The sequence below is a fragment of the Shewanella sp. WE21 genome (assembly GCF_002966515.1).
GTDB classification, from domain to species: domain Bacteria; phylum Pseudomonadota; class Gammaproteobacteria; order Enterobacterales; family Shewanellaceae; genus Shewanella; species Shewanella oncorhynchi.
This window is the reverse complement of record NZ_CP023019.1, coordinates 564,780-590,701: the sequence shown is the minus strand read 5'-3', so window position 1 is coordinate 590,701 and position 25,922 is coordinate 564,780. Positions and strand designations below refer to the sequence as shown.

24 protein-coding genes, 3 tRNA genes and 1 rRNA gene are annotated in these 25,922 nt (G+C 44.6%); 11 read left to right on the top strand and 17 right to left on the bottom strand.

Annotation, left to right across the window (positions count from 1 at the left end; genetic code table 11):
• Window positions 1-114: 114 nt before the first annotated feature.
• Window positions 115-993: a cysteine synthase CysM gene (cysM, locus tag CKQ84_RS02465; RefSeq protein WP_105249981.1), complete on the top strand. Its 879-nt coding sequence runs from the start codon at window positions 115-117 to the stop codon at window positions 991-993.
• Between the two features lie 94 nt (window positions 994-1,087).
• Here cysM and CKQ84_RS02460 read toward each other — a convergent pair whose 3' ends face one another.
• Window positions 1,088-1,624, bottom strand: coding sequence for a DUF4136 domain-containing protein (locus tag CKQ84_RS02460; protein WP_105249980.1), 537 nt, complete (start codon window positions 1,622-1,624; stop codon window positions 1,088-1,090).
• A gap of 176 nt (window positions 1,625-1,800) precedes the next feature.
• On the opposite strand from CKQ84_RS02460, the gene CKQ84_RS02455 reads away from it, so the two are divergent.
• Window positions 1,801-2,106, top strand: a complete 306-nt coding sequence (locus CKQ84_RS02455; RefSeq protein ID WP_028759256.1) for a DUF1289 domain-containing protein — start codon at window positions 1,801-1,803, stop codon at window positions 2,104-2,106.
• Window positions 2,107-2,217: 111 nt separating this feature from the next.
• On the opposite strand, the gene CKQ84_RS02450 is transcribed toward CKQ84_RS02455, so the two are convergent.
• The 5 genes from CKQ84_RS02450 to CKQ84_RS02430 form a co-directional block, all read right to left on the bottom strand.
• A complete protein-coding gene (locus tag CKQ84_RS02450; protein ID WP_105249979.1) occupies window positions 2,218-3,486 on the bottom strand; it encodes an ATP-binding protein in 1,269 nt (422 codons plus the stop codon).
• A gap of 11 nt (window positions 3,487-3,497) precedes the next feature.
• The gene (locus CKQ84_RS02445; protein WP_006080570.1) at window positions 3,498-4,211 is read right to left on the bottom strand and encodes a response regulator; all 714 of its coding nucleotides are present in this window, start codon (window positions 4,209-4,211) and stop codon (window positions 3,498-3,500) included.
• A complete protein-coding gene (locus tag CKQ84_RS02440; RefSeq protein ID WP_105249978.1) occupies window positions 4,211-4,621 on the bottom strand; it encodes a DUF3019 domain-containing protein in 411 nt (136 codons plus the stop codon). Before CKQ84_RS02440 ends, CKQ84_RS02445 begins: the two co-directional genes overlap by 1 nt.
• A gap of 5 nt (window positions 4,622-4,626) precedes the next feature.
• Window positions 4,627-5,490: a MipA/OmpV family protein gene (locus CKQ84_RS02435; RefSeq protein ID WP_105249977.1), complete on the bottom strand. Its 864-nt coding sequence runs from the start codon at window positions 5,488-5,490 to the stop codon at window positions 4,627-4,629.
• Window positions 5,491-5,852: 362 nt separating this feature from the next.
• On the bottom strand, window positions 5,853-6,089 hold the full coding sequence (locus tag CKQ84_RS02430; protein WP_028759260.1) for a hypothetical protein: 237 nt from the start codon (window positions 6,087-6,089) through the stop codon (window positions 5,853-5,855).
• 807 nt (window positions 6,090-6,896) lie between these two features.
• On the opposite strand from CKQ84_RS02430, the gene CKQ84_RS02425 reads away from it, so the two are divergent.
• Window positions 6,897-7,493: a GPR1/FUN34/YaaH family transporter gene (locus CKQ84_RS02425; RefSeq protein WP_105249976.1), complete on the top strand. Its 597-nt coding sequence runs from the start codon at window positions 6,897-6,899 to the stop codon at window positions 7,491-7,493.
• A 37-nt stretch (window positions 7,494-7,530) separates the two neighbouring features.
• Here the strand turns inward: CKQ84_RS02425 and CKQ84_RS02420 are convergent, their stop codons facing one another.
• A complete protein-coding gene (locus CKQ84_RS02420; RefSeq protein ID WP_105249975.1) occupies window positions 7,531-8,001 on the bottom strand; it encodes a YcxB family protein in 471 nt (156 codons plus the stop codon).
• Window positions 8,002-8,242: 241 nt separating this feature from the next.
• Between CKQ84_RS02420 and CKQ84_RS02415 the strand changes: the two genes are divergently transcribed.
• Window positions 8,243-8,581: a DUF1971 domain-containing protein gene (locus CKQ84_RS02415; protein WP_028759263.1), complete on the top strand. Its 339-nt coding sequence runs from the start codon at window positions 8,243-8,245 to the stop codon at window positions 8,579-8,581.
• 106 nt (window positions 8,582-8,687) lie between these two features.
• On the opposite strand, the gene CKQ84_RS02410 is transcribed toward CKQ84_RS02415, so the two are convergent.
• Together CKQ84_RS02410 and CKQ84_RS02405 are read right to left on the bottom strand one after the other, a co-directional pair.
• Window positions 8,688-9,104, bottom strand: a complete 417-nt coding sequence (locus CKQ84_RS02410; RefSeq protein ID WP_105249974.1) for a VOC family protein — start codon at window positions 9,102-9,104, stop codon at window positions 8,688-8,690.
• A gap of 56 nt (window positions 9,105-9,160) precedes the next feature.
• The gene (locus tag CKQ84_RS02405) at window positions 9,161-9,775 is read right to left on the bottom strand and encodes an NADPH-dependent FMN reductase (RefSeq protein ID WP_105249973.1); all 615 of its coding nucleotides are present in this window, start codon (window positions 9,773-9,775) and stop codon (window positions 9,161-9,163) included.
• Between the two features lie 147 nt (window positions 9,776-9,922).
• Between CKQ84_RS02405 and CKQ84_RS02400 the strand changes: the two genes are divergently transcribed.
• Entirely contained in the window at window positions 9,923-10,558 is a 636-nt protein-coding gene (locus CKQ84_RS02400) for a metalloregulator ArsR/SmtB family transcription factor (protein ID WP_105249972.1), read from the top strand.
• A 106-nt stretch (window positions 10,559-10,664) separates the two neighbouring features.
• Here CKQ84_RS02400 and CKQ84_RS02395 read toward each other — a convergent pair whose 3' ends face one another.
• The gene (locus tag CKQ84_RS02395; protein WP_105249971.1) at window positions 10,665-11,591 is read right to left on the bottom strand and encodes a hypothetical protein; all 927 of its coding nucleotides are present in this window, start codon (window positions 11,589-11,591) and stop codon (window positions 10,665-10,667) included.
• 160 nt (window positions 11,592-11,751) lie between these two features.
• On the opposite strand from CKQ84_RS02395, the gene CKQ84_RS02390 reads away from it, so the two are divergent.
• A complete protein-coding gene (locus CKQ84_RS02390; RefSeq protein WP_105249970.1) occupies window positions 11,752-12,474 on the top strand; it encodes a pseudouridine synthase in 723 nt (240 codons plus the stop codon).
• Between the two features lie 95 nt (window positions 12,475-12,569).
• On the opposite strand, the gene hmpA is transcribed toward CKQ84_RS02390, so the two are convergent.
• The 6 genes from hmpA to CKQ84_RS02360 form a co-directional block, all read right to left on the bottom strand.
• Window positions 12,570-13,763: an NO-inducible flavohemoprotein gene (gene hmpA, locus CKQ84_RS02385; RefSeq protein WP_105249969.1), complete on the bottom strand. Its 1,194-nt coding sequence runs from the start codon at window positions 13,761-13,763 to the stop codon at window positions 12,570-12,572.
• Window positions 13,764-14,013: 250 nt separating this feature from the next.
• Window positions 14,014-15,639: a methyl-accepting chemotaxis protein gene (locus CKQ84_RS02380; RefSeq protein ID WP_105249968.1), complete on the bottom strand. Its 1,626-nt coding sequence runs from the start codon at window positions 15,637-15,639 to the stop codon at window positions 14,014-14,016.
• A gap of 165 nt (window positions 15,640-15,804) precedes the next feature.
• Window positions 15,805-15,891: transfer RNA gene (locus tag CKQ84_RS02375), tRNA-Leu, on the bottom strand.
• A 68-nt stretch (window positions 15,892-15,959) separates the two neighbouring features.
• Window positions 15,960-16,046 (bottom strand) — tRNA-Leu (locus CKQ84_RS02370).
• Between the two features lie 54 nt (window positions 16,047-16,100).
• A tRNA-Phe gene (locus tag CKQ84_RS02365) sits at window positions 16,101-16,176 on the bottom strand.
• A gap of 229 nt (window positions 16,177-16,405) precedes the next feature.
• On the bottom strand, window positions 16,406-17,167 hold the full coding sequence (locus tag CKQ84_RS02360) for an outer membrane protein assembly factor BamD (protein WP_105249967.1): 762 nt from the start codon (window positions 17,165-17,167) through the stop codon (window positions 16,406-16,408).
• Between the two features lie 122 nt (window positions 17,168-17,289).
• On the opposite strand from CKQ84_RS02360, the gene rluD reads away from it, so the two are divergent.
• The 3 genes from rluD to clpB all read left to right on the top strand — a co-directional run bounded on the left by rluD (window position 17,290) and on the right by clpB (window position 21,772).
• Entirely contained in the window at window positions 17,290-18,264 is a 975-nt protein-coding gene (rluD, locus tag CKQ84_RS02355) for a 23S rRNA pseudouridine(1911/1915/1917) synthase RluD (RefSeq protein ID WP_105249966.1), read from the top strand.
• Window positions 18,265-18,999, top strand: a complete 735-nt coding sequence (gene pgeF, locus CKQ84_RS02350; RefSeq protein WP_105249965.1) for a peptidoglycan editing factor PgeF — start codon at window positions 18,265-18,267, stop codon at window positions 18,997-18,999.
• Between the two features lie 199 nt (window positions 19,000-19,198).
• Complete coding sequence (gene clpB / locus CKQ84_RS02345) at window positions 19,199-21,772, top strand: ATP-dependent chaperone ClpB (RefSeq protein ID WP_105249964.1); 2,574 nt, start codon at window positions 19,199-19,201, stop codon at window positions 21,770-21,772.
• A gap of 277 nt (window positions 21,773-22,049) precedes the next feature.
• Here the strand turns inward: clpB and CKQ84_RS02340 are convergent, their stop codons facing one another.
• Window positions 22,050-22,517, bottom strand: coding sequence for a DUF4124 domain-containing protein (locus CKQ84_RS02340; protein WP_105249963.1), 468 nt, complete (start codon window positions 22,515-22,517; stop codon window positions 22,050-22,052).
• Window positions 22,518-22,611: 94 nt separating this feature from the next.
• Here CKQ84_RS02340 and pssA point away from each other — a divergent pair, with 94 nt between their 5' ends.
• Entirely contained in the window at window positions 22,612-23,463 is an 852-nt protein-coding gene (gene pssA / locus CKQ84_RS02335) for a CDP-diacylglycerol--serine O-phosphatidyltransferase (RefSeq protein WP_105249962.1), read from the top strand.
• 715 nt (window positions 23,464-24,178) lie between these two features.
• Window positions 24,179-25,721, top strand: a 16S ribosomal RNA gene (locus CKQ84_RS02330).
• Window positions 25,722-25,922 lie beyond the last annotated feature (201 nt).

Here is a 25,922-nt window from a genome sequence, read left to right as displayed (position 1 = left end):
TAACTATGAGCGATTTATTTTATGTTATAAGCAGTATTCACCGTGTTTGTCAGTGGTAACCGACTTAGAATAGGCTATCGCTTAGTTGTTTTTATCAAGTAAAGGATAATCCTAGTGTCTGACTTTCCGACAATTGAAGCCTGCATCGGGCAAACTCCGCTGGTTCGCTTGCAGCGGCTTAACTGTGGTACTTCCACTGTACTATTAAAATTGGAAGGCAATAACCCCGCGGGTTCAGTAAAAGATCGTCCTGCACTCAATATGATTATTCAGGCCGAACTTCGCCAAGAAATAAGCCCTGGTGATACGCTTATTGAGGCAACGAGTGGCAATACTGGGATTGCACTGGCGATGGCGGCGGCAATCAAAGGATACAAGATGATCCTGATTATGCCGAATAATTCGACTCAGGAGCGTAAGGATGCGATGCAAGCCTATGGCGCAGAGCTCATGCTAGTGGATAACATGGAGACTGCGCGGGATTTGGCGCTGCAGTTACAAAGCGAAGGCAAAGGTAAGGTGCTGGATCAATTTAATAACCAAGATAACGCTAATGCCCATTTCCTCACGACAGGCCCTGAGATCTGGCAACAGAGTCTAGGCAAAATTACCCACTTTGTGTCAAGTATGGGGACGACAGGTACCATAATGGGTGTGTCCAAATACCTTAAAAGTTGTAATCCAGACATTACTATCGTCGGCCTTCAACCCGCCGATGGCAGTGCTATTCCTGGGATTCGGCGTTGGCCGCAGGCATATTTGCCTGGGATTTTTGATGCTTCTTGGGTTGATTTAGTTATGGATATTGAAGAGCAAGATGCAAAAGCCATGGCGAGAACCTTAGCGCGAGAGGAAGGGATTTGTGCAGGAGTCAGTTCGGGCGGTGCCGTGTTTGCTGCGCTGGAGATTGCTAAACAATATCCGGGTTCTGTGGTCGTGGCGATTGTCTGTGATAGGGGCGATCGTTACCTTTCGTCAGGGCTTTTTTCCTGAGTCCTAGATTTTTACTCTAAGCATATTGAGCGATATGAATGTTTGATTGATAAAAATGGGCGAGACGCGCCCATTTTTACCCTTTAAAACGTGATCATTTTTTCGGTGGGAATTGCGTCAAAATTCGGTTGACGGCTTTGGCGGTATCTTGGGCTTTCTCGTTACCGCCTGCATCAAAATCATAGCTGTCGCTGCCACGCCAAATAAGAACTTTGGTCTTAGGATCGACAATATCTATCTGAATGGTTTGAATTTTAGCGCTATCACTCCCCAGCGGCACACCAACACTGGTGCCTATTCCAATCCCGCCCGAACTTCCGAATGTGCCTGTGCCTAATCCAATGGATAGCCCTGAATCTTTGGGCTTATCTTGGGTGAGTAAGGCGTAGGCGACGTTAAAGTCGGGCGACGCTGTATTTTCTACAAACCCTTTTTGAGTCAATTGGTTGTTAATTTCTACTTGAATACGCTGGGCGCTTAACGGGTCATCCGTCGGCTGTGGTGTTAACTGGGTAAAACTGCGTAGTGCGGTGAAGTCGTAATTGAGATCATAATCGTTTTTCGGTTTACTGCTGCAAGCGCTTAATAAGGCAACAGCGACGAGCAGACTGGCAAAGTGACGGTATCCCATGATAGTGCTCCAAGTTGTACAAACTCTGTTCAATGTGCCTTGATTAAGGTTGTTTCTGCAAGTACTTTAGATAAGTGTGGTGTATTTGAATCGCTTTGAATGCAATCCAACGGTATCTTTTTTAGCGCTGGTCGTTTTGAGTATGGTTCATTTTTAGATAGGAATAGCGGCAGGTTATGGAACAGTTAGCCTTTTTTGATATCCCGAGTCCTTGTATCGGTGTGTGTGTTACCGATGCGCGCGGTTACTGTAATGGTTGCCTGCGAAGCCGTGACGAAAGATTCAATTGGCTAACGTTTTCAGATGCGCAAAAGTATGATGTCATTCGCCTGTGTACTCAACGTAAACGTCGTCGCCAGTTGGCGATGATGAAAGCACGGCAAGCGCAAATAGAGCAAGAAAGAGCAGCGTTAAACCCACAGTTGAATTTTGAGCCTGAGCCCGAAGCCGATCTGGATTTTGGTGGCTTCGAGCTAGACTAATATCTTGAATACTTTGTTAAATAGTCTTATTTAACTGACTTATTTAATTGACTTGTAGAATTAGCGCGTTAGATGAATAACAGACCCGCAGTCGTTTAATCCCAATCCCTATTACAGCTTACGCTTCTTCGGCCAGATTAAACTAAATCGAGTATGTTGTGCATCACTGGTAACACACACATTCCCTTGATGTCGTTGCATAATCCGTTTGATGATCGCAAGGCCTAAACCATGTCCTTTATTGCCATTCTGTACCGATTGGCTGCGATAAAATGGCTCGAACACTTTCGGTAAATCCACCGCAGGGATAGGTTCGCCGTCGTTACTCACACTTAAATTGACCCTATGCTGGGTCTGCTTAACTTCAATGATGATTTCAGTGCGGGCAAAGCGTTGTGCATTGGTCAGTAAATTCTGTAGTGCCCGTTCGATTAATGCGGGTTCTCCGAATAAGGGCAGTTTTTCGACTTCGGCCTTGAGCGTTATAGGCGTTGGACTTAAGGTTTCTAGGCGCTTAATACTTTGATTGATGAGATTAATTAAATCGTACTCATCCAACTGGATACCTTCTCGCTGTGACTCTAAGCTGGCGTAGGTCAGCAGTTCTTGAAGTAAGTCTTCCATTTCTTTGATGTCGAGCTGCATTTCATCGAGAAAGTCTTGTCGCTTCTGTTCGTCCGAATCTGGCTGACAATACATAGGCATAAGTGCAAGAGCAAATTTGAGCCTCGCCAGTGGCGTGCGGATCTCATGGGATACCGCATTAGATAAGTGTTTCTGGTTCTCAATCAAGGCGCTGATATGTCGCGCCATTTCGTTAAACGTATTGGCTAAGGGCTTAACTTGGGAGCGATTTGACAGGGTAATCCGCGTGTCCCATTTGGCTTCGCCAAATTCTTTGGTGGCCTTACGCAGTATGCTCAAATCCCGTGAAAGCGGGCCGACCCAAATTAGCGCAACGAGGGCGAGCGATAAATAAAAGAACAGGGTGAACAGGCTGCGAAGGTTGGCTCTGGGATCTATGTCCAGCGGCCCCGCCATTAAGACTTGATCGTCTACTCGAATAAATTGCAGCAAGCTATCATCATTGGCCGTGGTGGTGAACACCTTGCTTGTGCTTAAAGCTTGATTATCTGCCAGCGCGACTTGATCTGCATTGAGTAATTGCAGTGGCATCACAGGGTTCGCTGGGATCGCCTCCAGATACCGTTGGCGGGCATCGGGAGGTAATTCAGCTAATAATTGCGCCAATGCCACTAACGGCGCATCGAGGGCATTATTGTCATCAACATTCTTCTGCCACAGGCTGTCGAGTGTCCAGCCAATCCCAAGCACGCTGAGACTGAGTAGCAGATATAAACTGATAAAGAGACGTTTCACTGTATTTGTGCTTAGTTATTCCAAGCTTCAGGAGCAAAGAGATAACCTTGTCCCCAAACGGTTTTAATTCTGAAAGGTGTCTCAATATTATCGTTGAGTTTTTTACGTAATCTAGAGATCCGCACGTCAATTTTTCGATCTTTACCATCGAAATCAATATTGAGTAACAACTGATAAATATACTGACGGCTGAGCACTTGGCCCGCTTGCGAGGCCAGTAACCACAGCAATTCGAATTCATGGCTGGTGAGATCAATTTCAGTTTCATTAAGACGAATCGCATGGGTATGCGGGTCGATACTCAATTTACCGAAGGTTAGACAGTGTGATTCTGCCTGTGGTGGCTGATTCTGACGGCGAAGTAAGTTGTTGATCCGCGCAACTAACAGAGCAGGATCGACGGGCTTGACCACGTAGTCATCGGCACCGAGTTCTAGTCCTTTGATTTGATCTTCACTTGAACCAAGTGCGCTCATCAATAGGATTGGACCTGCGAAATAATCGGGCAGTTTCTCACACAGAGTGAGGCCATCCATGCCCGGTAGCATAATGTCTAACAGTATGATATCTGGCTTGTAATTGATTAATCGTGTTAGCACTGTATCGCCACGGCGTTCAACTTCAACATGCATACCATGGGATTTTAGGTAATCTACAATCAAGTTTGCTAGGCGAACGTCGTCTTCAACCAATAATACTCTGTGGTTCGATTGTGGGCTTGTCATTAAAATAAACTCCAAGGGTTGCGGTAACGTCTGCGAACCTGAGGTTGTGATGCAGAAGTGATTTTAAGTTTGGCACCAGCCAAAGTTTGGTTACTGTCTTTACTCACCATGACAAATTGAATATCCGTCATAGTGTGGATTTTCATGCTTACCGTATGGGTTGAAACTGAATCACTGCACCATTTGGGATAGGCGGCGTTGTCGGACAAGATACAGATAAGCTCATCTTTAGCGAGTTCCCACTGTAGTTCTATATAGACGTCACAGGCCTCAGTTTCTGAACTTGTGATGCAAATTTCGGGTGTGAGTTTGAGTGCAGAGTCGCGAGTTTTGGCTTGTGCTGAACTTTGGCCCATCAAGCCGAGGCTTAGACCTATAAAGCAAAGCAAGCTTAACTGAGGCAGTGTCACTAACGTTAGAACCTATAGGCTGCGCCGATAAAGTAGGTGCTGCTATAGTCTTGGTCTAACAAGGGACTGGCGGCAATCTCATCGGCAATTAGAGTGTAACGAACTGCCAACAGTAGATCCCAATTGTCAGTTAATATGTAACGGGCCGTCATTTCCGCACCTTTATCCCAACCTGATTTTGCTTGATATCTTTCGCTCCAATAGGCGTTTTCACTGGGTCTAACACTGTAATAATAATCCACTACATCTTGGCTTTTCCAATCAAATACCAATGCAAACTCAAAAATGAAACGATCGTAATCCCAGCCATAGGTCCATTTTATTTGTGCTTCTGAACCTTGATGAACATTAAACATATCATGAGTGTACGCCAATCTAATAATACCGAGCCGTGTATAGATGAATGCTTCGGCACCGCCAAGTAAGGTGAAGTTCCGAGTCTCTAAGGAATTAAACTCAGGCTCTGGCTCAGTCGACAAAGCCATACTATTTATGGCTTTGGCTTCAACTTGAGTGCCACGATTCAAAAAGATATTCGATGGGTCCCATTGATAGAAGTAGGCTCTATCTAAGCTATAACTTGTTACTAAGTTAATTGTAAAGCTTTCTTGCTCGGCTAAGGTATAACCTAAATTACCATTGTCGAAGAACCAGTGTTCGCCGTAATAGGCCACTGTTGGAATAAAGAACAATGGAATATCGTCAAAATCCCTAAGTGGATTGCTTTTTTGTCCCCAGCCTATGGCGATGCCTAGATCCCAGTTGTTCATCTCAATACATTGATTTTCTGGTGCACAGGCTTCTTTCGCCATTCCGATTGCAGGCAAAATACTTAAACTTGTAATGAGGACAAAAAGAATACGATACATGATTTAACGATTAAGGGCTGAGGTTAATAATACAGGAAAACAGATTAGCATTTTATGCTCAATTCAACAGTGGTTTCATTCACGGAGATGCAAAATGATACAGCTATCAATTAAATAATAAATTTATGAATTGCACAATATGTTGATAGTCATGCTAAAAGCTTATCTTGGCTGCTTTCGTACGGTTAATTGTGGATGTTAAATTTTGTGTTTTATAAGTTTCGAGTGTAACTGAAATGATGTTAATTATGATGTAAAAGCTGTGTTGCTTGGAAATAATAATGCCATTCGCAAGTGTGAATGGCACAGACTGAAGCCGAATAACCTACTTTGCGGTAATAACACAGAGATTAGAATGAAGATTAATTGACCTCAGTAACTGACTTGTAGCCCATTTCTGTCAATTGATCGTTTACACAATCAAGCACATATTGTTTTAGCTCAGCATTTTCGACTTGATCTTCAGAGGCCATCTGTTGGCACACTTCTTTCAACTGAGCGAGATCGGCAGCTGGTGCAGGCGGTAAAGAGGAGTCGTCAGCAAAGGAAGTGAAACTTACTAATGCCAATAGAGTAAAAACAGCTGATAACTTATTCATTTTATTTCCTTTAGTTATGTATTGTTAACCACAGATTAAGAAGCATTCTCTTAATACCACTGTGCCAACATTAGCAATTTATCACTGCTATTCTGTTTTAGATATAAATAATTTTTACCTTTCTTGATTAAGGTTTTTTACCTTGTTTTCCCTTGATTCGCTTCAAGTAAATGGGCTGGATAAGTGTACTTTATTTGCTCTAGTTTGATTCATTCTTAGCAGCCTTTTGGCTGCTTTAGATTGGTTCACAACCCTCCCTCTGAACTTATGCGTGCTAAGTTGGCTCTTCTGAACTTGTGTTTGAAATTAATTGATGAAACTCTGCACTAAACTTATGCGCTTAACTTATGCGCTTAATTGTGCGTACAGTAGAACTTGGATTTCTTTCAAAAGTGCCGCTTACATCACTTTAACGGCTTATTTGCGATAAAGTGCATTATTATCACTGTTTATGGTCGATTTTTAATGAAGGTTTAATCGCCGCTGTTAACTGAATTATGCGGTAGTTATAAGAAGTCATATAAAATGAGATATGACGCATGTTGTAGGCCGTTTTTTTCTAGAATATTGAATTAAAAAGAATTAATTTTTATGTGTTTTTTAGTTTAAATTTTATTATACAGTTTATTATTTTAACTTTATGTTTTTATTGTTTATTTTTATGTGTTCGTTTGTTTTTGATGATTACATTGCTAAGATTATAGCTATCCTCTAGAATGCGCCGCTCTCGCAGGTGCGCGTGCATAAGATTAATGGCAAATGCTATTGATTTTTATTGAATTATTGATTTTTCTCTAGGGGAACTCTGTGTCTACAAAACTGGCTAATCCAGCGCCATTAGGTTTAATGGGCTTTGGTATGACAACAATTTTGTTAAACATTCATAATGCGGGATATTTCCCTATTGATTCTATGATCTTAGCCATGGGGATTTTTTACGGCGGCATTGGTCAAGTGATTGTGGGGATTATGTGTTTCATGCGCGGCGATACTTTCGGTACGACGGCATTTACTTCATACGGTTTGTTTTGGTTAACGCTAGTGGGCCTCATTTTAATGCCTAATGCTGGCATTGCGGCGAGTCCAACGTATTTTATGGGCTGGTATTTAACGCTTTGGGGCATATTCACGGCATTTATGTTTGTGGGTTCTTTGCGTTATCCAAGAGCCAAACAGTTTGTGTTTGCTTCTTTAACTATCTTATTTTTTCTGCTGGCGGCGCGTGATTTTACGGGTAGCGCCTTGATTGGCACTATTGCGGGCTTTGAAGGGATACTTTGCGGTGCGAGTGCGATTTATTTTGCGATGGCGCAGGTGCTTAATAATGAGTATGGCCGTACGATTTTACCGGTTGGTGAATTGAAAAGTAACGATTCAGCAATGCAGAGTTGTAAAAAAGGCTGATGAAGATCAGCCTTTTTTATGGGTGTTTTTAGCTGTATTACATTTTAGTTTTAATATAGGCCACAGCTGCTTCATCTAAGCTACGGAGAGAAACATAACTCGTGCCTGCTTTGTGGGTGATCAAGAAGCCTTTTTCAGTTTCTTTAATCCGGTAAATGTCGGTCCATAAAATTTGGCTGGTCACAGACATAGATTGAGTATGAATCCCTTGCTCATCAATAGTGAGTGTGACCTCATTGCTGGCCGCTTTACTCATCATCTGACGCATCAACCACCATGCTTTGTGATACTTCACATTTAGCGCTTCGATAACACCTAACCCAACAAAAAAGTAAGCTAAATAAAGGCTAATATCGGTGAAAATAAGCGCGATACCTATCAGGGTTAATCCAATGGCTTTGTAGTAAGGTTTGAGCGTGGGATCTGGTACCACTGATTGCGTATAGCATTCATCGAAATGGGCTTTATCTAAAATATACGTTGTGGAATATGAATAGGGCGTTGGCATCATGTCATCTAATTGAGGTGGCACTTAATGCGGGTTAGTGTAGCGATTACAGTGATGAAAGTAACTAACCTTGCTATTGCAAGCATGAATGAGCACTTTGGTGTTTTCAAATTCGACGTTCAAACCCGCTCGTTAATACAGGTCAAGATATGAGTTGGACAGAAATACGGCAACGGCTATATTAGTCTTGCCGTAAGCATTACTCGATTTTCGTGATTTGACACAAGGAGTGCAAAACATCATGGCCTTAGTCCCCAAAGATTTTGTAAATTACAAATCAACGCCGGTTTTCAACCATGACAACGTCCCTAAAATGTTGCTGCACATGCACAATACTAAGGCTGGCGTGTATGGGCAGATCCAAGTGTTAACGGGCAGCTTAAAGTTTTATGGCTATACGGGTAGCAGGGGCGAATTAGATAAAGAAGTTATTATTCGCGCAGGTGAAACCGCCATATCACATCCTGAATATTGGCATAAAGTGGAGCTACTGACTGAAGATACTCAGTTTAGACTCCACTTTTATGCCCATAAGGATTCGGCCATAGTGGCGCAGCAACAATCCGAGCGAAGCGAATAGTGTCTAGCACCTAGCACCTAGCACCTAACACTCAGTCCAATTCGCGCGGTTAGCAGCTGCTGGCAACTTCTCGCTAATAACCGATTTACGCTAATAGCAAATGGCACTAATAGCGATTTCGTTCCTTTGGAATATCAGTTAAATACTCCACAAATTCCACTTCAAAGCCATGGGCATCGAAGAAGTAAATATTGCGTCGATAGGGATCTTCCATGCCATCTTTGGCAATAGGAAAACCTGCTTGGGTCAGTCTTGCTATCACAGCATCTAAGTTGTCGGTCACAAAGGCAAAATGCGCCAGTCCAATTTGATGACCAGCCAAATCGCGGTTTTCACCTTCACCATTGTCACTAAAAGCAATGTATTGATAATCATCGCCAAAATGAATCCAATTACGCGGTTTGCCGTACCAAGTGCCTTTATCACCACCGCGAACACGCCAATGGGGAAAAGCCGCTTGATAAAAGCGCAGTGCTGCGGGGATGTCGTCTACCACTAAATTGATATGCTCTAAATGAATCATAATGCGTTCCTTGTAATGATTTTAGTCTGTTGCTGGTGGTTAAAATCTCAAGCCGCTTACATACCGTAACAGTATTCCTGCTGTTTTGGGTACGCTTGATTGGCATGTTGTTCACGAATGGGGGCTAATGCTTGGGCGTATTGATGCAGCATATATAAGCTGTATTGCACTCTTTCCCTAAGCGCGATATCGCGGACACTCTCAGGGATTGCATTGAGTACATGGCTGACATTGCGGATGATTAAGTGATCGGGTATGGGCACTAATTTATTGTTTTTAAGGGCATTCATCTTTACTTCAACGATAGGATAGGTACCGCTAATACCGTCCGATATTGAGACTAATAAGGCGGGTTTATGGGCGGTTTCTTCACGAGTACACATCAACAAAAAGTTCTTCAGTAATGGTGATGCCATGCCGCCCCATTCCGGGGTGATTAGCACTAGCGCATCGGCTTCATCGACTCTGTGCTCTATTTCGGGCCAGTGTTCACCTTTGTTGTCTTCTTCTCCGTCCCAAAAGGGCAGATTAAACAGGCATAGTTCTAAGTGATGTATCGTGTCGTAACCCATGTTGTGGGGAGATGAGAAACTGCTTTCCGCGATATAACGACCGACTTTAGCACTTTGTGAATCGGGTCTTTGGCTGGTGCTGATGATGAGTAACTTCATTAAGTAAACCTATTTGTTTATAAATTATTTGTAAGGTAATTGCTTTACTTAATCTTGTAAAGGATAAAGTAAATAAAAAAGTTTATTTAATCTGTTAAAGCTGCGGAGATTGGGAGATAATACTTCGGCTGAAATCGGGGAGACTCAATGAAAACTACTGATAAGATTATTCAATTACTCAAGTTGCATGGCCCGCTTACCGCAAAAACCTTAGCGGAGGAATTGGCGTTAACAACTATGGGGGTACGTCAACATCTTCAGGCTTTGGAAGATATGGGTGATGTGGATATTGAGGATCGAGTTGAAGGTCGTGGTCGCCCAACACGTTACTGGGGATTGACTGAACAAAGCCGTACTCACTTTGCCGATCGCCATGAGGAATTGACGGTACAACTGATTGACTCGGTAAAAATGATCTTTGGCGACCAAGGCTTGGATAAGCTTATCGGTCACAGGGAGCAAAGTGCGTTAGTCCAATATCGTGCGGCAATGGAAGGTGCTACTGATATTCCGACACGTTTGGCCATACTTGCGAAATTACGCTCGAACGAAGGTTATATGGCGACCATGGAATACATCGATGGCGTGTATTTTTTACTAGAAAATCATTGTCCTATCTGCGCCGCAGCGACTAAGTGTTTGAACTTTTGCCGCTCTGAGTTGCAACTTTTCCAGCAGTTATTCGCTGATATCGCCTTAGTGAGCCGCGAAGAGCATATCATCGAAGGTGCTCGCCGCTGTGCATATAAGATTGAGGCAATTAAAGTTGCGGCGATAGCCTAGTAGTGCACTTAAGTTGTTTGCTTGAGGCGTTTTATCTGTGGGATAAAACGTCACTGAACGCTAACGCTATATATTAAGCATTCGTTCTGGGCTTAAACCTCGGAGCTTAGGGCTTATCAGGTTCGTGATAGGCCAATAAGGTTTCGAAACGAGGATGCCCTTTAAGTTGTGAGAAATCAGCTTCATCCAACGCTAGCTCTTTGAAGGATGCGCTGTTATGGATGGCGCGTTCCAAATCAGAAATTGCTCTATCTTCAACACCTAAACACGCAAAGGCGCAGGCTCTTTGATAAAAAGCATGGGCGTTAGTCGGGTCAACCTCCAAAACACGATTACATAGGCTTTGTGCCCAATTAAATTCGCGCATTTCCATTGCTGCATCGGCCTTGTAGGTCAGTGCTTCCAAGTCTCCTGGTCGAATCGTGAGGATTTCATCGTAGACTTCAATTTTTTGTTCGGGTGTCTGGGCACTTTGGGCGCGTAGCCACAGATTATGAATTTCATTAATCACTTCTATTTCACGATTATTGTCTGTGATAGTACGACTCTTATGTTTGAGTTCTTGCTCGAGTAATTTGAACTTTTCTTCGTATTGTTCGGCAATACTCTGCAGCTGATTCGCGGCCAGTTTGGCGGTATGTGTCTTGATTTCCCGCAGGGATTGCCAGCCGATAAAGGCGACTAAAGAGGCGACGCCGGCGATCATATAAAAGAAGTAAGTGACAGTGACATTGGCGTAATTCATCGACTTGTCGGCAACGGCCAGTTCGCGATCTGTGATATCTATGGTGAGGCGCCGCTCAAGATCCTGTTGATCGTATCTGAGGGATTTGAGTTCATCGAAGACGTAGCGCTCTATCAGCGGTTTATCATGGATGGCGAAAGGTTGAGGCGCTTCAGGGGGATTTTCTGCATCGCTCGCTTGAGTGAAGAATGAGCTCGCGAGTATCACTAAAAACAAGACTAAAAATAGCAGGTTCGAACGTATCATAACGGGACTTGCAGATAAGTTTTTGATGCGGTAACCACTCACAATAAGATGAATTGAACGCCTAGCTTAACAAATTTTGCCTAGTTTGATCTAATTTTGCTCTAAATAACCTCTGTGATGCTTACAGTATTGGCTCGCTATGACCTGAACTCGCATCCTGCTAGAATGGCTATCCCATTCATATTTCGTCATTTGTGGTGTTATGCAGTCTAAGCGCGGCCGACTCGATCGTTATCTTTGTACCCAGTTACACACTCACCGTAAAGCGGTGCGTGAATTGTTACTCTTGGGCCGAGTTCGTGTCGATGGATTGATCGTGAAGGACATGGATAGGCAAGTGGATGAGTTTTCTCACATCCAACTCGATGGGCAAATATTACAAGCCAACACGCCGGTTTATTTGATGTTGCATAAGCCGATTGGCGTGGTGAGCGCGACTAAAGATACTCAGCATAAAACTGTGATTGATTTGCTCGATTGCGAAGCCCGTGATGAGTTACATATCGCGGGTAGACTAGATTTAAATTCTTCGGGTTTATTATTACTGACCAATGACAGCCGCTGGTCTGATGCACTAATGTCACCGACGCATAAGGTCGATAAAGTGTATCGCGTCACCTTAGCTAATCCATTAACTGAAGAATATATCGCCGCATTTGCCGAAGGTATGTATTTCAGCTTTGAAGATATAATGACTCAGCCCGCTAAATTGGTGATCCTTGCTGATCATGTTGCTGAAGTGACTTTAAAGGAAGGTAAGTACCATCAAATTAAGCGGATGTTTGGCCGCTTTCGAAACCCAGTTGTTGGTCTACATAGATTATCAATAGGTGATATTGTGTTGGATGAAGCTCTGGCGTCGGGCGAAAGTCGTGTGCTGACTGCCGCAGAAGTGGCTTCTATCCGCTGTAAACCGGTAGCTTAGAGACATAGGCACTTCAATTTATGAGCCATTATTCTGCGGATTCTAAATATAAAAATGGACTTGAGAGTCAAGTGTCCCAAGCCCGTGACATGGGATTAGAGATCGGCGTGGGGGCCGAATACTTCATAGTGCATGTTTTCAGCTGATACACCCAGAGCGAGTAATTGTTGCTTGATGGCTGACATGAATCCAATAGGTCCGCAGAAATAGTAACGTGCATGGGGAAGCAGTTGATCTGCGACTTTGCTTAATTCCATTTGTCCTTCGAAATCATAATCTGTACCTACCACATCGGTTGAACTCGGCTTGCGATACCAAACATGGCTCTTCAGATTATGATGTTGCTGGCGCTTGGTGTGAATAGCCTGTTTGAAACCATGTACATCACCTTGCTCACAGGCATGTAGCCAAGTAATAGCACTTGGATGTTGCAACTTGATCAATTGATTCAACATGCTTTTCATCGGTGTTTGACCCACTCCTGCCGAAATGAGCACTACGGGGATGTCCGCCCCAACTTCTGAGATAAAATCTCCCGCCGGCGGCATAACTGCAATTTTGTCACCGATATGCATGGTATCGTGTAGCAGATTAGACACTTGGCCACCTAATTCACGTTTCACACTGATGCGGTAGCTGTTGCCATTCGGTGCATCGGATAGGGAATATTGGCGGATTTCTTCATATGCTAAATTGGGATGTTTTAGTTTTAAACTTAAATACTGACCAGGAATGAAATCTTTAACTGGCTTACCATCTTCGGGCGTCAATATGAAGGAGGTAATGACTGTGGACTCAGTCTTTTTCGCGCTAATGATAAACTGACGCTCACCCAACCAACCGCCATCTTGTTCTGCATGTGCCTGATAAATTTGAGCTTCTCGTTGAATAAAGATATCTGCTAAAAATCCATAGGCCTGCGCCCAAGCTTCTAATACTTCTTCTGTTACTGCATCACCACCTAACTCTTTAAGGGTGGCCAATAAGTGGCTGCCGACGATCGCATATTGCTCAGGCTTGATCAGAAAGCCTGTATGTTTTTGGGCAATGCGCTCGACAGTCGAACTTAGCACCGCTAAGTTTTCAATATTTTTAGCATAAGCCGCGACGGCGTTGAACAGGGCAACAGGCTGGCCACCAGAATGCTGGTGTGCCAAGTTAAATACATCTTTTAGTTCAGGATTATGTTTGAACATACGTTCATAAAAATGGGTCGTCAGTGCAGGGCCTGCGGATTCGAGTAAGGGGATAGTGCTCTTGATAACTTGGATTGTACGGCTGTCCAACATAAAAAATCCTTAACGTGCAAATATTATGAATGTTAAATAAGTTTAAAGATCTATTTGATTTGGATCAATAGTGATGATCGCAATTCGTGCTACCGATAAGCGTGATTAAGGTCATTTGAAGTGCTTTATCAAAGCGGGTACGAGATAGGATGATGGTAAATAAATATATGATTTCAATGTATTACAGATGGTGTAAAGGAGGTTGACTGCAACAGCAAAGCTTATTGCAGTCATAGTGTGGTTTTTTGGCTTAGAGTTTAAATGCACTCACTTGATTGCGCATGCTGTTGGCGAGTCTAGTTAAATTAACCACAGATTCACTTAATTCAGCCGCCGATGCGGTGGAATGTTCGGCAATATCGCTGATGGCAATAATACTGCGATTAATGCTTTCGGCAACGCTACTTTGTTCTTCGGCAGCGGTCGCAATATGAGTATTAAGTTCTGTGATGCTGTCTACTGAGGAGACGATTTCTTTCAATGCTTGGCCTGCTTGATTGGCTTTATCATTAGCATCATCTACTTGATTTATACCAATTTCCATAGCGTTAACTGCTTCTTTAACGCCTTGTTGTAGTGTGGCAATCATGGCCTCAATTTCTTGGGTAGACTTTTGGGTGCGCTGCGCAAGGGTCCGCACTTCATCCGCAACGACTGCAAAGCCGCGGCCTTGTTCTCCCGCACGGGCCGCTTCAATGGCGGCATTTAATGCCAATAGATTGGTTTGCTCGGCAATGCTTTTTATCACATCGAGTACACGGCCGATATTTTGGCTTTCATTAGACAGAAATCCAATGACTTGTGCCGTTTTTTGAATTTGATCAGATAATTGCGACATACTGCTAATCGATTGCATCACAATATTATTACCATTGGCTGCATAGGTATCGGCATCTTTGGCTGAATCTGCCGCCGCAGATGCGCTTTGGGCGACTTCTGCGACCGTTGCCGTCATCTCATTCATGGCCGTTGCTGTTTGCTCCGTTTCGGCTTGCTGCTGTTGCATACGTTTATTGGTTGCCTGCGTGAAGCTACTTAACTCATTTGCTGAACTATTAACGGTGTTTGCCGCTTCGGCAATCGAATGAAGAATGCCCCGCAAGTGTTCAATAACTTGGGTGAGGCTAGTGGATATTTGTCCTAGCTCATCGTGATTAAAAGTAGTGAATTTGACGGTAAGATCAGAGTCTTGATGGATCAGCTTCAGTTTACTGAGAATGTCATTAATAGGATTCATCACGCTGCGATTGACCCAGAGCCCAATCACAATACTGATAATCATGGCGGCACAGGCTAATGCTACAAAAATAGTGATTGAAGATTGGTAAATGGCATTCACACGATCTTTTTCTTCGCCTGCCACGCGAATTTGCAGTGCAATCAGTTCAGATATTTGGTTACTGATGGGGTCTATTACTTGGTAAAGCGGCAGGATATTGGCCGATAATTGGCTTGATACATCACCATTTAATCCTCTTAAGCGTGAGACCAGAGTGTCAATCTGTTGATTCGCGGGTGAGAACAGCACTTCGGCTTGTTTTACGAGTCGGGATTCTTCTGAGGTAAGTTCAGTGGCTAAGTATTTTTGCCAATGCTGGGTAATGGTAGATTTGGCACTGTCTAGCGCTTCAGCTGCTTGAGAGGCGGTGAAACCACCCGCGTTCGCCTTATTGACCGCATCGATAACATCGACCGCGTACTTATCTGCAATCACTTTTAAATCGTCTAGTGGCACAACTCTATCGCCATAGATACGTTCAACACCCGATTCAATTTTACCCATCATATTAATGGCGAGAAAACCAATCGTCATTAGCATTACAAGGGGAACCAGAATGCCGATAAACATTTTTTGTTTTATTTGTAGACCGTTCATATGGATAGCCTCAGTGAACTAAAGAGTCCTTTAGGCAGAACTCTATCTATCCCTATGATGAGTCTGTAACAATAGGTATAGCAAATCTGAGGAAAGAGGGGAGAGTTACAGAAAATTTATTTTGCTTTAGATACAAAAAAACCTCGCTTGGCGAGGTTTAAATGTTGGTACAGATGAGAGGACTTGAACCTCCACGCCCTTGCGAGCACCAGCACCTGAAGCTGGCGTGTCTACCAATTCCACCACATCTGCATGGCTATTCGATATTTCATCGAATTGACAATCTTAACACTGTGAATCTTAACTTTTGAACTGCAATTTGGTACAGGTGAGAGGACTTGAACCTCCGCGCCCTTGCGAGCACCAGCACCTGAAGCTGGCGTGTCTACCAATTCCACCACACCTGCACTGTACCTATAGCAGTTCTCTAACATAAGTCGCTATCGCAACCCATTTAAAGATGGTGCCCGAACCCGGAATCGAACCAGGGACACGAGGATTTTCAATCCTCTGCTCTACCGACTGAGCTATTCGGGCGACGGGCGCAATTTAAAGGCTTTTCGGGTTTTGAGTCAATAGATTTTTACTAAATAACGGAAAAAGTGACTCAGTTGGATAAGATTTACACGAAAGTGTCATTTGTGCTGGTATTGAGGATGTAAAAATAGCCAAACCACTATCCACACTGAGAACTTAGCGTTATCTATTTATGGCTTATCTAGGGTCACCAAGCAAAAAAATGCCCCTATTAAAGGGGCATTCTCGGTTAGTTTGATAAGATTTCATTGTTTGGGAAGTTAGCTTGCATTACCATGAGCACGTTTTGCTTCAGCTTGCTCTGACCTAATTCGCCATAAGCTTCTATCATTATCTCTAATGCCCGTTCATTTGAAGGGGTGCCAGGGTATGTTTCCATTACAGATTGTGCTCGGATTGCTGCGGCGCTCCATGCATTCATCTTGAGATAATACTCGGCAACTTGAATTGAATATTTTGCTAAGCGATTCTTCAACGCTAACATGCGTTTTTGCGCATCAGCGGCATATTTGCTGTTAGGGTAGGTTTTGATAAGACGATCAAAATCTTTGAAAGCATCTTGAGCATTTTTAGGGTCACGGTCGGTTCGGTCGATATTAAGCATGTCGTGGAACATGTAATTGTCGGCTTGCATGTTCACTAAACCGCGCATATAGAACACATAGTCTACATCTGGATGAGTTGGATTAAGACGGATAAATCTGTCTATGTTCGCAATACCAGAAGCGACATCGTCCATTTTATAGTAAGCATATATCAGGTCTAACTGGACTTGAGTTTTGTGAGGTCCGAAGGGGAAGCGTGAGTCTAACGCTTCCAAAGAACGGACAGCTTTAGAGTAATTGCCAAGCTCCATAGAGGTTCTTGCCTGAGTATAAAGTACATCAGGTGACGTTTTGGCGGCAATATCGTTATCATCAGGGCTGCTGCTACAGGCTGATAACGCTAGTGAAAATAGGACTAAGGTAACGCCTTTGGAAAATTTATACATACTTGAATTCAATTCTTTTTAAGTTGTAGTTAAGAATTTTTCCATTTCACTATAAAATAGAAAACATCCGATTGTAACAGATAGCACACATTTTTTGACCCCTAAATGGGGATACGGTTCCTATGACACAAGAGATTAATCTAAAAAGCGAGATTTCGGCAACACAAACTGGACTGAGATTAGATCAGGCCCTAGCAGAGTTGTTCCCAGATTACTCGCGCACGCGCATCAAGGAATGGATCCTATCTGATGCAGTTTATGTTGACGGCGTTGTCGTTAATAAGCCCCGAGAGAAAGTTTATGAGCTGCAACAGATACTCATAGATGCCACTCTTGAAGAAGAAGTTCACGCAGCGGCACAGGCCATTGATCTGGATATCGTCTATGAAGATGACGACATTATTGTGATCAACAAGCAAGCGGGACTCGTGGTTCACCCTGGTGCAGGCAATGCCGATGGCACTTTGATGAATGCACTATTGCACCATTGTCCCGATATTGAGCATGTACCACGTGCTGGTATTGTGCACCGTCTGGACAAGGATACTACAGGTTTAATGGTTGTAGCCAAAACCGTTGAAGCGCAAACCCATTTAGTTGCCGCCTTGCAGGCCCGTGAAATCACTCGTGAATACGAAGCGATTGTGATGGGGACTATGACAGGTGGCGGTACTGTTGATGAGCCGATTGGTCGTCATCCAACGAAACGTACTCATATGGCGGTGCATCACTCAGGTAAACCAGCTGTGACGCATTATCGTGTGGCGGAAAAATTCCGTAATCACACTCGTCTAAGATTGCGCCTTGAATCTGGTCGTACTCACCAAATTCGTGTGCACATGGAATACATAGGTCACGTATTAGTGGGCGATCCTGTGTATGGTGGTCGTCCAAAACCGCCGAAATGGGCCAGCCCAGAGTTTTTTGATATTCTGAAAAACTTCAAGCGCCAAGCTCTGCACGCTGTGCGTCTTGAATTAGCGCACCCTGTGAGTTGTGAAATCATGAGCTGGCACGCGCCAATTCCTGAAGACATGGTGATTTTGACGAAAGCACTGCGTCAAGACACCGTCGAGCATCCGATCGAGTATTTGTAAGTGTTTTATCACGATTGGCCTGTTCCCGCTAATGTTGGCATCGCTATGACAAATCGTCATGGCGGTGTGAGCGTGCATCCCTATGACAGTTTGAATCTTGGACTGCACGTCGGTGATGCGCCTGAGCTGGTGATGGCTAATCGTGAATTACTCTGCAAACAATTAGCGTTAACCGCTGAGCCTGTCTGGCTCGAGCAAGTGCATGGTACTCATGTGCTTAATTTAGACGGGCTGAGCTTAGCTCCTGCTGTGGATACACCGATTGCCGATGCCTGTTACAGCCGAACCGCGAGCCTAGTTTGCGCTATAATGACTGCCGATTGTTTACCTGTGTTGTTGTGTAATCAAGCGGGAACCGAAGTGGCTGCAGCCCATGCCGGTTGGCGTGGTTTATGTGATGGCGTGATTGAGGCCACCGCGGCGCAGTTTAGTTCACCTATGGATGAGTTGATTGCCTACCTCGGCCCGGCTATTGGTCCACAAAAATTTGAAGTCGGTGTTGAAGTACAGCAAGCCTTTTGTACTTTACATCCGCAGTCGGCAGCGTGTTTTATTCCAAGTGGTAACAAGTATCTTGCCGATATTATTGGCTTGGCTAAATTACGCTTGAGTTTACTCGGGATAAACCATATTTATAGCGCAGATATCTGCACAGTCAGCGACACGGATTACTTCTCTTATCGTCGCGATAAGGTAACGGGACGCATGGCTTCATTGATCTGGCTTAAGTCTTAAGCTAATTCCCCTACAGTTTGTATTTATTTGCGCGTTATTCGCTTGAATTTGGCTAAATAGCCCCCATCTTTTAACTAACGAAATGTAATACCAATCCTATTTAGATCTCTCCATTAGCGGTACTGATTTTAAAGCCACTAAATTGGCAAGATGTCTTGTGGATTGGCATATCTCTACTATATGAGTGTTAGGAGGCTGTATGCGACTCGATCGTATGACCAATAAATTTCAGCTTGCCATCTCTGATGCCCAGTCACTCGCACTTGGGCGTGATCATCAGTTTATTGAACCGCTGCATTTGATGATGGCATTGTTGAACCAAGATTCAGGTTCAATCCATCCCTTATTGACCCAAGCTGGCATTCGAGTGAGTGCGCTGCGATCGCTCTTGAGTCAAGAGCTGGAACGCTTACCTCAAGTTGAAGGTACTGGCGGCGATGTACAATTATCCCAAGGTTTAATCCGTTTATTAAATCTGTGCGATAAATTGGCGCAAAAGCGTAAAGATAAATATATCTCTAGCGAATTATTTGTATTAGCTGCGTTAGAAGGTGCCGATGCCCTCGCGCAAGCGTTGAAAAAAGCAGGCGCGACCAAAGAGTTGATGGAGCAAACCATTGAACAAATGCGTGGCGGCCAAAAAGTGGATGATCCGAACGCTGAAGATCAACGCCAAGCGTTGAAGAAGTTTACTATCGATCTCACCGAGCGAGCCGAACAAGGCAAGTTAGATCCTGTTATCGGCCGTGACGATGAAATTCGCCGTACGATCCAAGTGTTACAACGTCGCAGTAAAAACAACCCCGTCCTTATCGGTGAACCGGGTGTGGGTAAAACGGCGATTGTTGAAGGACTTGCCCAGCGTATCGTTAATGGTGAAGTCCCCGAAGGCATTAAAAATAAGCGTGTCTTATCCCTCGATATGGGCTCATTGATTGCGGGCGCTAAATATCGCGGTGAGTTCGAAGAACGTTTAAAAGCGGTACTTAATGAGTTGTCACAGGAAGAAGGTCAAGTGATCCTCTTCATCGACGAACTGCATACTATGGTCGGCGCCGGTAAAGGTGAAGGCGCAATGGATGCGGGGAACATGCTCAAACCTGCGTTAGCGCGTGGTGACTTGCACTGTGTGGGTGCGACCACGCTCGATGAGTATCGTCAGTATATTGAAAAAGATGCGGCGCTTGAACGACGTTTCCAAAAAGTGCTGGTGGATGAGCCAAGCGTTGAAGACACCATTGCTATTTTGCGTGGACTGAAAGAACGTTACGAGCTGCATCACCATGTGGAAATTACCGATCCGGCGATTGTGGCGGCAGCGACCATGTCGCACCGTTATGTGTCGGACCGTAAGTTACCCGATAAAGCGATCGATTTGATCGACGAAGCGGCATCGAGCATCCGTATGCAGATGGACTCAAAACCTGAGTCACTCGACAGGCTCGAACGTCGTGCTATCCAGCTCAAACTGGAGGAGCAAGCGTTAGCCAAAGAAAATGATGAGGCGAGTCGTCGCAGGCTTGACCATCTGCAAGAGGAATTACGTGACGTTGAAGCGAAAGCTTCAGAGTTGAACGAAATCTGGCGTACTGAAAAAGCCGCATTAGCGGGCACTCAGCACATAAAAGCCGATCTCGAACAGGCTCGAATGGACTTAGAAGTGGCGCGTCGTGCGGGTGATTTAACTCGGATGTCTGAGCTGCAATACGGTCGTATTCCTGAACTTGAAAAACAGCTCGATTTGGCATCGCAAGCCGAAATGCAGGACATGACGTTATTGCGTAACAAGGTTACTGAGTTCGAAATCGCCGAAGTATTGTCGAAAGCGACGGGAATACCCGTATCGAAAATGCTTGAAGGCGAGCGCGAAAAATTACTGCAAATGGAAGTGGCGCTGCATGAACGAGTGATCGGCCAAAACGAAGCCGTTGATGCGGTCGCGAATGCGATTCGTCGTAGCCGCGCGGGTCTGGCGGATCCAAATCGCCCGATTGGTTCGTTCCTGTTCTTAGGCCCAACGGGTGTAGGTAAAACTGAGCTGTGTAAATCACTGGCGAGGTTCTTATTTGATACCGAATCGGCTTTAGTGCGCATTGATATGTCTGAGTTTATGGAGAAACACTCAGTATCGCGTTTAGTGGGGGCGCCTCCAGGATACGTAGGTTATGAAGAGGGCGGTTACTTAACGGAAGCCGTTCGTCGTAAACCTTATTCGGTGATATTGCTCGACGAAGTCGAGAAAGCGCATCCCGATGTGTTTAACATTTTACTGCAAGTGCTTGATGATGGACGCTTAACCGATGGTCAAGGTCGTACTGTCGATTTTAGAAATACAGTGATCATCATGACCTCGAACTTAGGCTCCGACATTATCCAAGAAGGATTTGGTCAAGTGACCTATGCAGAGATGAAAGCGGCGGTAATGAATGTGGTCACTCACAGTTTCAGACCCGAGTTTTTAAACCGTATCGATGAATCTGTGGTGTTCCATCCATTGGATGCTGCCAATATCAAGCGTATTGCTTCGATACAAATTGCTTCCTTACGCCAACGTTTGGCTGAAAAGGACTATACATTGGAGATCACCGACGACGCATTATCACTGATTGCGGAAATTGGTTTCGATCCTGTGTATGGTGCAAGACCGTTGAAACGGGCATTGCAGCAAGAAGTCGAAAACCCGCTGGCGCAGAAATTACTGCGTGGTGACTTGTTACCGGGTAAACCGATCAAGGTCAGTTGTGCGGGTGGCGAGTTAGTGTTCGAGCAATAACCTGTGACCAGTAGCTAGTAACTTAGTGTGTTGTTTGAATGCGATACGTTAATCACAAGCTTGAAGTTGGATATGTTTAAATAGGCGAACTGAAATAAGCGTTCTTGAATGAACGAGCTTGAAATAAACTATCTTGCAATAAGAGATAGAGCTGTTTTAGTCAGTATCGCTTCCGCTTCAAGCACTAAAACGAAAGGAGCCTAGTTTTTAACTCGGCTCCTTTTTTATTGCATCAGCTTAATCGTTCTTCATTAATGTAGTGGCATAGTGAATTTGGCTACTTCTTATCACAGAAGAGTTTGATTCTTTCCTGCTGCTGGGCAATCGAGGCTTGGCGATCTTCTTCAGTCATAGCGACAGATTCACCCGAATCGGAAGTTTGGCGGATAAGCTTAGTATGCGTAGTGAGTATTTCTAAATTGTGTTTTGCACTCTCACAAATGGAGTTAGCCTGTTTGGCGTCTTTTTCTTTAATCAGCGCAGCTGACTTTTCTAATTCAGTGGCTTCAGAAGTTACTTCCGCTTTCTTTACTGGTGCGATAAAACCGACTTTCGCCTGCTCTAAATCCTCACTGTAGAGTTTTGATGTTTTGATGCTTTCTTGTTGTGGGGCTTGCTGGCTGTAATGCGTCACCCCATTTTCGTCGACCCAAGTATAGATAACGCCCGCAGAAACGGGGCCAATGAAAAGGCCGAGCCAGATCCATCGATACAGTATTGTTCTGAACATGTTCACTTTTAACATCGAAATTATCCCTAACTGGTCTCTCATCGACATGATAATAAAATATGTTATCTTGAAAGCTAACTTCTCTTCACTGAACTAGCGTAATTAGTGTATGCAAAATTCTTCGAATCAAACAGTAAAGAATAAAGGTATCTATTTACTGCCCAATCTTTTTACCACAGCAGGATTATTTTCTGGTTTCTATGCTGTGATAGCCTCCATGAACGCTAACTTCGAAGCCGCTGCGATAGCCATTTTTATTGCCATGATCTGTGATGGCCTTGATGGCCGAGTTGCAAGGCTTACCAATACACAAAGTGATTTTGGGGCCGAGTACGACAGTATGGCAGATATGGTGTCCTTTGGGATGGCGCCAGCATTACTTGCCTATAATTGGGCACTAGCCGATTTAGGTAAAATAGGCTGGCTAGCGGCATTTATTTACTGTGCTGGTGCCGCATTAAGACTCGCTCGGTTTAACACACAAGTTGGCGTTGCCGATAAGCGCTATTTTCAAGGACTCGCAAGTCCGGCCGCCGCCGCTGTTATTGCTGGCAGCATTTGGCTTGGTAATCAATACAGTCTCGATGGAAAAAATATCAGTTGGATTGCAGCCCTTGTGACTGCGGCAACCGGTTTACTGATGGTCAGCAATTTCCGCTATCACTCCTTTAAAGAAATTGACTGGCGTGGCAAGGTTAACTTTATCGTGATCTTACTGGTCGTCGGTGTATTTGTGGTGGTGTCAGTTCAACCTGCATTGATCTTATGTGTCGGTTTTTACTTATATGCGATTTCAGGCCCAATCATTACTATCAGAACGGTGAGAAAACTTAAAGTCGCTCATATTGTCGGTGATGATACGGTGACGAATGTCGAGATCAATCACTCAACCCAAGCTGCAGCACAAACACAAAGCGCTACAAATATCGAAAAAGAGAAACAAGAAGAGCATAAATCTTAGGGCTCGTGCTTTTGATCAGTGCTTATCATTAACTAGGTGCAAACAAGAGTAAGACATCACACTGGCATAACGCTTTTAGAGGTTTGCTGATAGATATTACGAAAAATAGCTATCAACTTCTGTTTATGCCCATTCAATCTATTAAAAACCCAGCAATAGGCGATTTCTTCTGCCAGACTTATCAACCCAAACAGCGATATTGCTCAGTATTGCAGTATATTTCTGCAGTTTGGTGGTTATTTATTCGCTTGGCGCAGATTGTTAAAAAAGCCCTTGCACAAACAGTTTCACTGCCTATAATGCGCATCCACTGACACGGCAGACAGCGTTTAGCAGCCTGATGTGACGGTTCATTGATGAGTTTACTGATTGATGAGCGAAAAGAAAGTTTGCAAAAACTCCTTGACGCGAAACGGGAAATGCGTAGAATACGCAGCCCTAGCCAACTGGAAGCGTTCAACGCTCAGTGTGGTACTCAAGTTCTCTTACGAATATTGAGTTGCTCTTTAACAAGATAAAACAAGAAATCTGTGTGGACACTCACAGGTGTTGAGTTAATCGAAACTGCTTAACCTTCGGGTTGGCAGTCAAAAATTTAAATCAATGTAACAATGAGTGTTCATAGTAATATGTACAGTTTGTTTCTTTTAGCGAGAAACAAAAAAATCAGAATTCATTGAGCCGCTGAAGTCGCAAGACGGAAGCAACAAAACTTTAATTGAAGAGTTTGATCATGGCTCAGATTGAACGCTGGCGGCAGGCCTAACACATGCAAGTCGAGCGGCAGCACAAGGGAGTTTACTTCTGAGGTGGCGAGCGGCGGACGGGTGAGTAATGCCTAGGGATCTGCCCAGTCGAGGGGGATAACAGTTGGAAACGACTGCTAATACCGCATACGCCCTACGGGGGAAAGGAGGGGACCTTCGGGCCTTCCGCGATTGGATGAACCTAGGTGGGATTAGCTAGTTGGTGAGGTAATGGCTCACCAAGGCGACGATCCCTAGCTGTTCTGAGAGGATGATCAGCCACACTGGGACTGAGACACGGCCCAGACTCCTACGGGAGGCAGCAGTGGGGAATATTGCACAATGGGGGAAACCCTGATGCAGCCATGCCGCGTGTGTGAAGAAGGCCTTCGGGTTGTAAAGCACTTTCAGTAGGGAGGAAAGGGTGTAACTTAATACGTTATATCTGTGACGTTACCTACAGAAGAAGGACCGGCTAACTCCGTGCCAGCAGCCGCGGTAATACGGAGGGTCCGAGCGTTAATCGGAATTACTGGGCGTAAAGCGTGCGCAGGCGGTTTGTTAAGCGAGATGTGAAAGCCCTGGGCTCAACCTAGGAATAGCATTTCGAACTGGCGAACTAGAGTCTTGTAGAGGGGGGTAGAATTCCAGGTGTAGCGGTGAAATGCGTAGAGATCTGGAGGAATACCGGTGGCGAAGGCGGCCCCCTGGACAAAGACTGACGCTCATGCACGAAAGCGTGGGGAGCAAACAGGATTAGATACCCTGGTAGTCCACGCCGTAAACGATGTCTACTCGGAGTTTGGTGTCTTGAACACTGGGCTCTCAAGCTAACGCATTAAGTAGACCGCCTGGGGAGTACGGCCGCAAGGTTAAAACTCAAATGAATTGACGGGGGCCCGCACAAGCGGTGGAGCATGTGGTTTAATTCGATGCAACGCGAAGAACCTTACCTACTCTTGACATCCACGGAATTCGCTAGAGATAGCTTAGTGCCTTCGGGAACCGTGAGACAGGTGCTGCATGGCTGTCGTCAGCTCGTGTTGTGAAATGTTGGGTTAAGTCCCGCAACGAGCGCAACCCCTATCCTTATTTGCCAGCACGTAATGGTGGGAACTCTAGGGAGACTGCCGGTGATAAACCGGAGGAAGGTGGGGACGACGTCAAGTCATCATGGCCCTTACGAGTAGGGCTACACACGTGCTACAATGGCGAGTACAGAGGGTTGCAAAGCCGCGAGGTGGAGCTAATCTCACAAAGCTCGTCGTAGTCCGGATTGGAGTCTGCAACTCGACTCCATGAAGTCGGAATCGCTAGTAATCGTGGATCAGAATGCCACGGTGAATACGTTCCCGGGCCTTGTACACACCGCCCGTCACACCATGGGAGTGGGCTGCAAAAGAAGTGGGTAGCTTAACCTTCGGGGGGGCGCTCACCACTTTGTGGTTCATGACTGGGGTGAAGTCGTAACAAGGTAGCCCTAGGGGAACCTGGGGCTGGATCACCTCCTTACCTATACGACTAACTTAATGTTTGTTGAGTGTTCACACAGATTGCTTGTTTAGCTTCTCTCAGGAGAAGTCAGAGCGAAACATCCCTCTTGCAGGTAGATGTTGTTCTTTAACAATTTGGAAAGCTGATAGTATTTAATTACATGAGTCTGTCATGTGATTAATTACAAAACGTTTAATGCGAAAGCATTGAACATGAGTT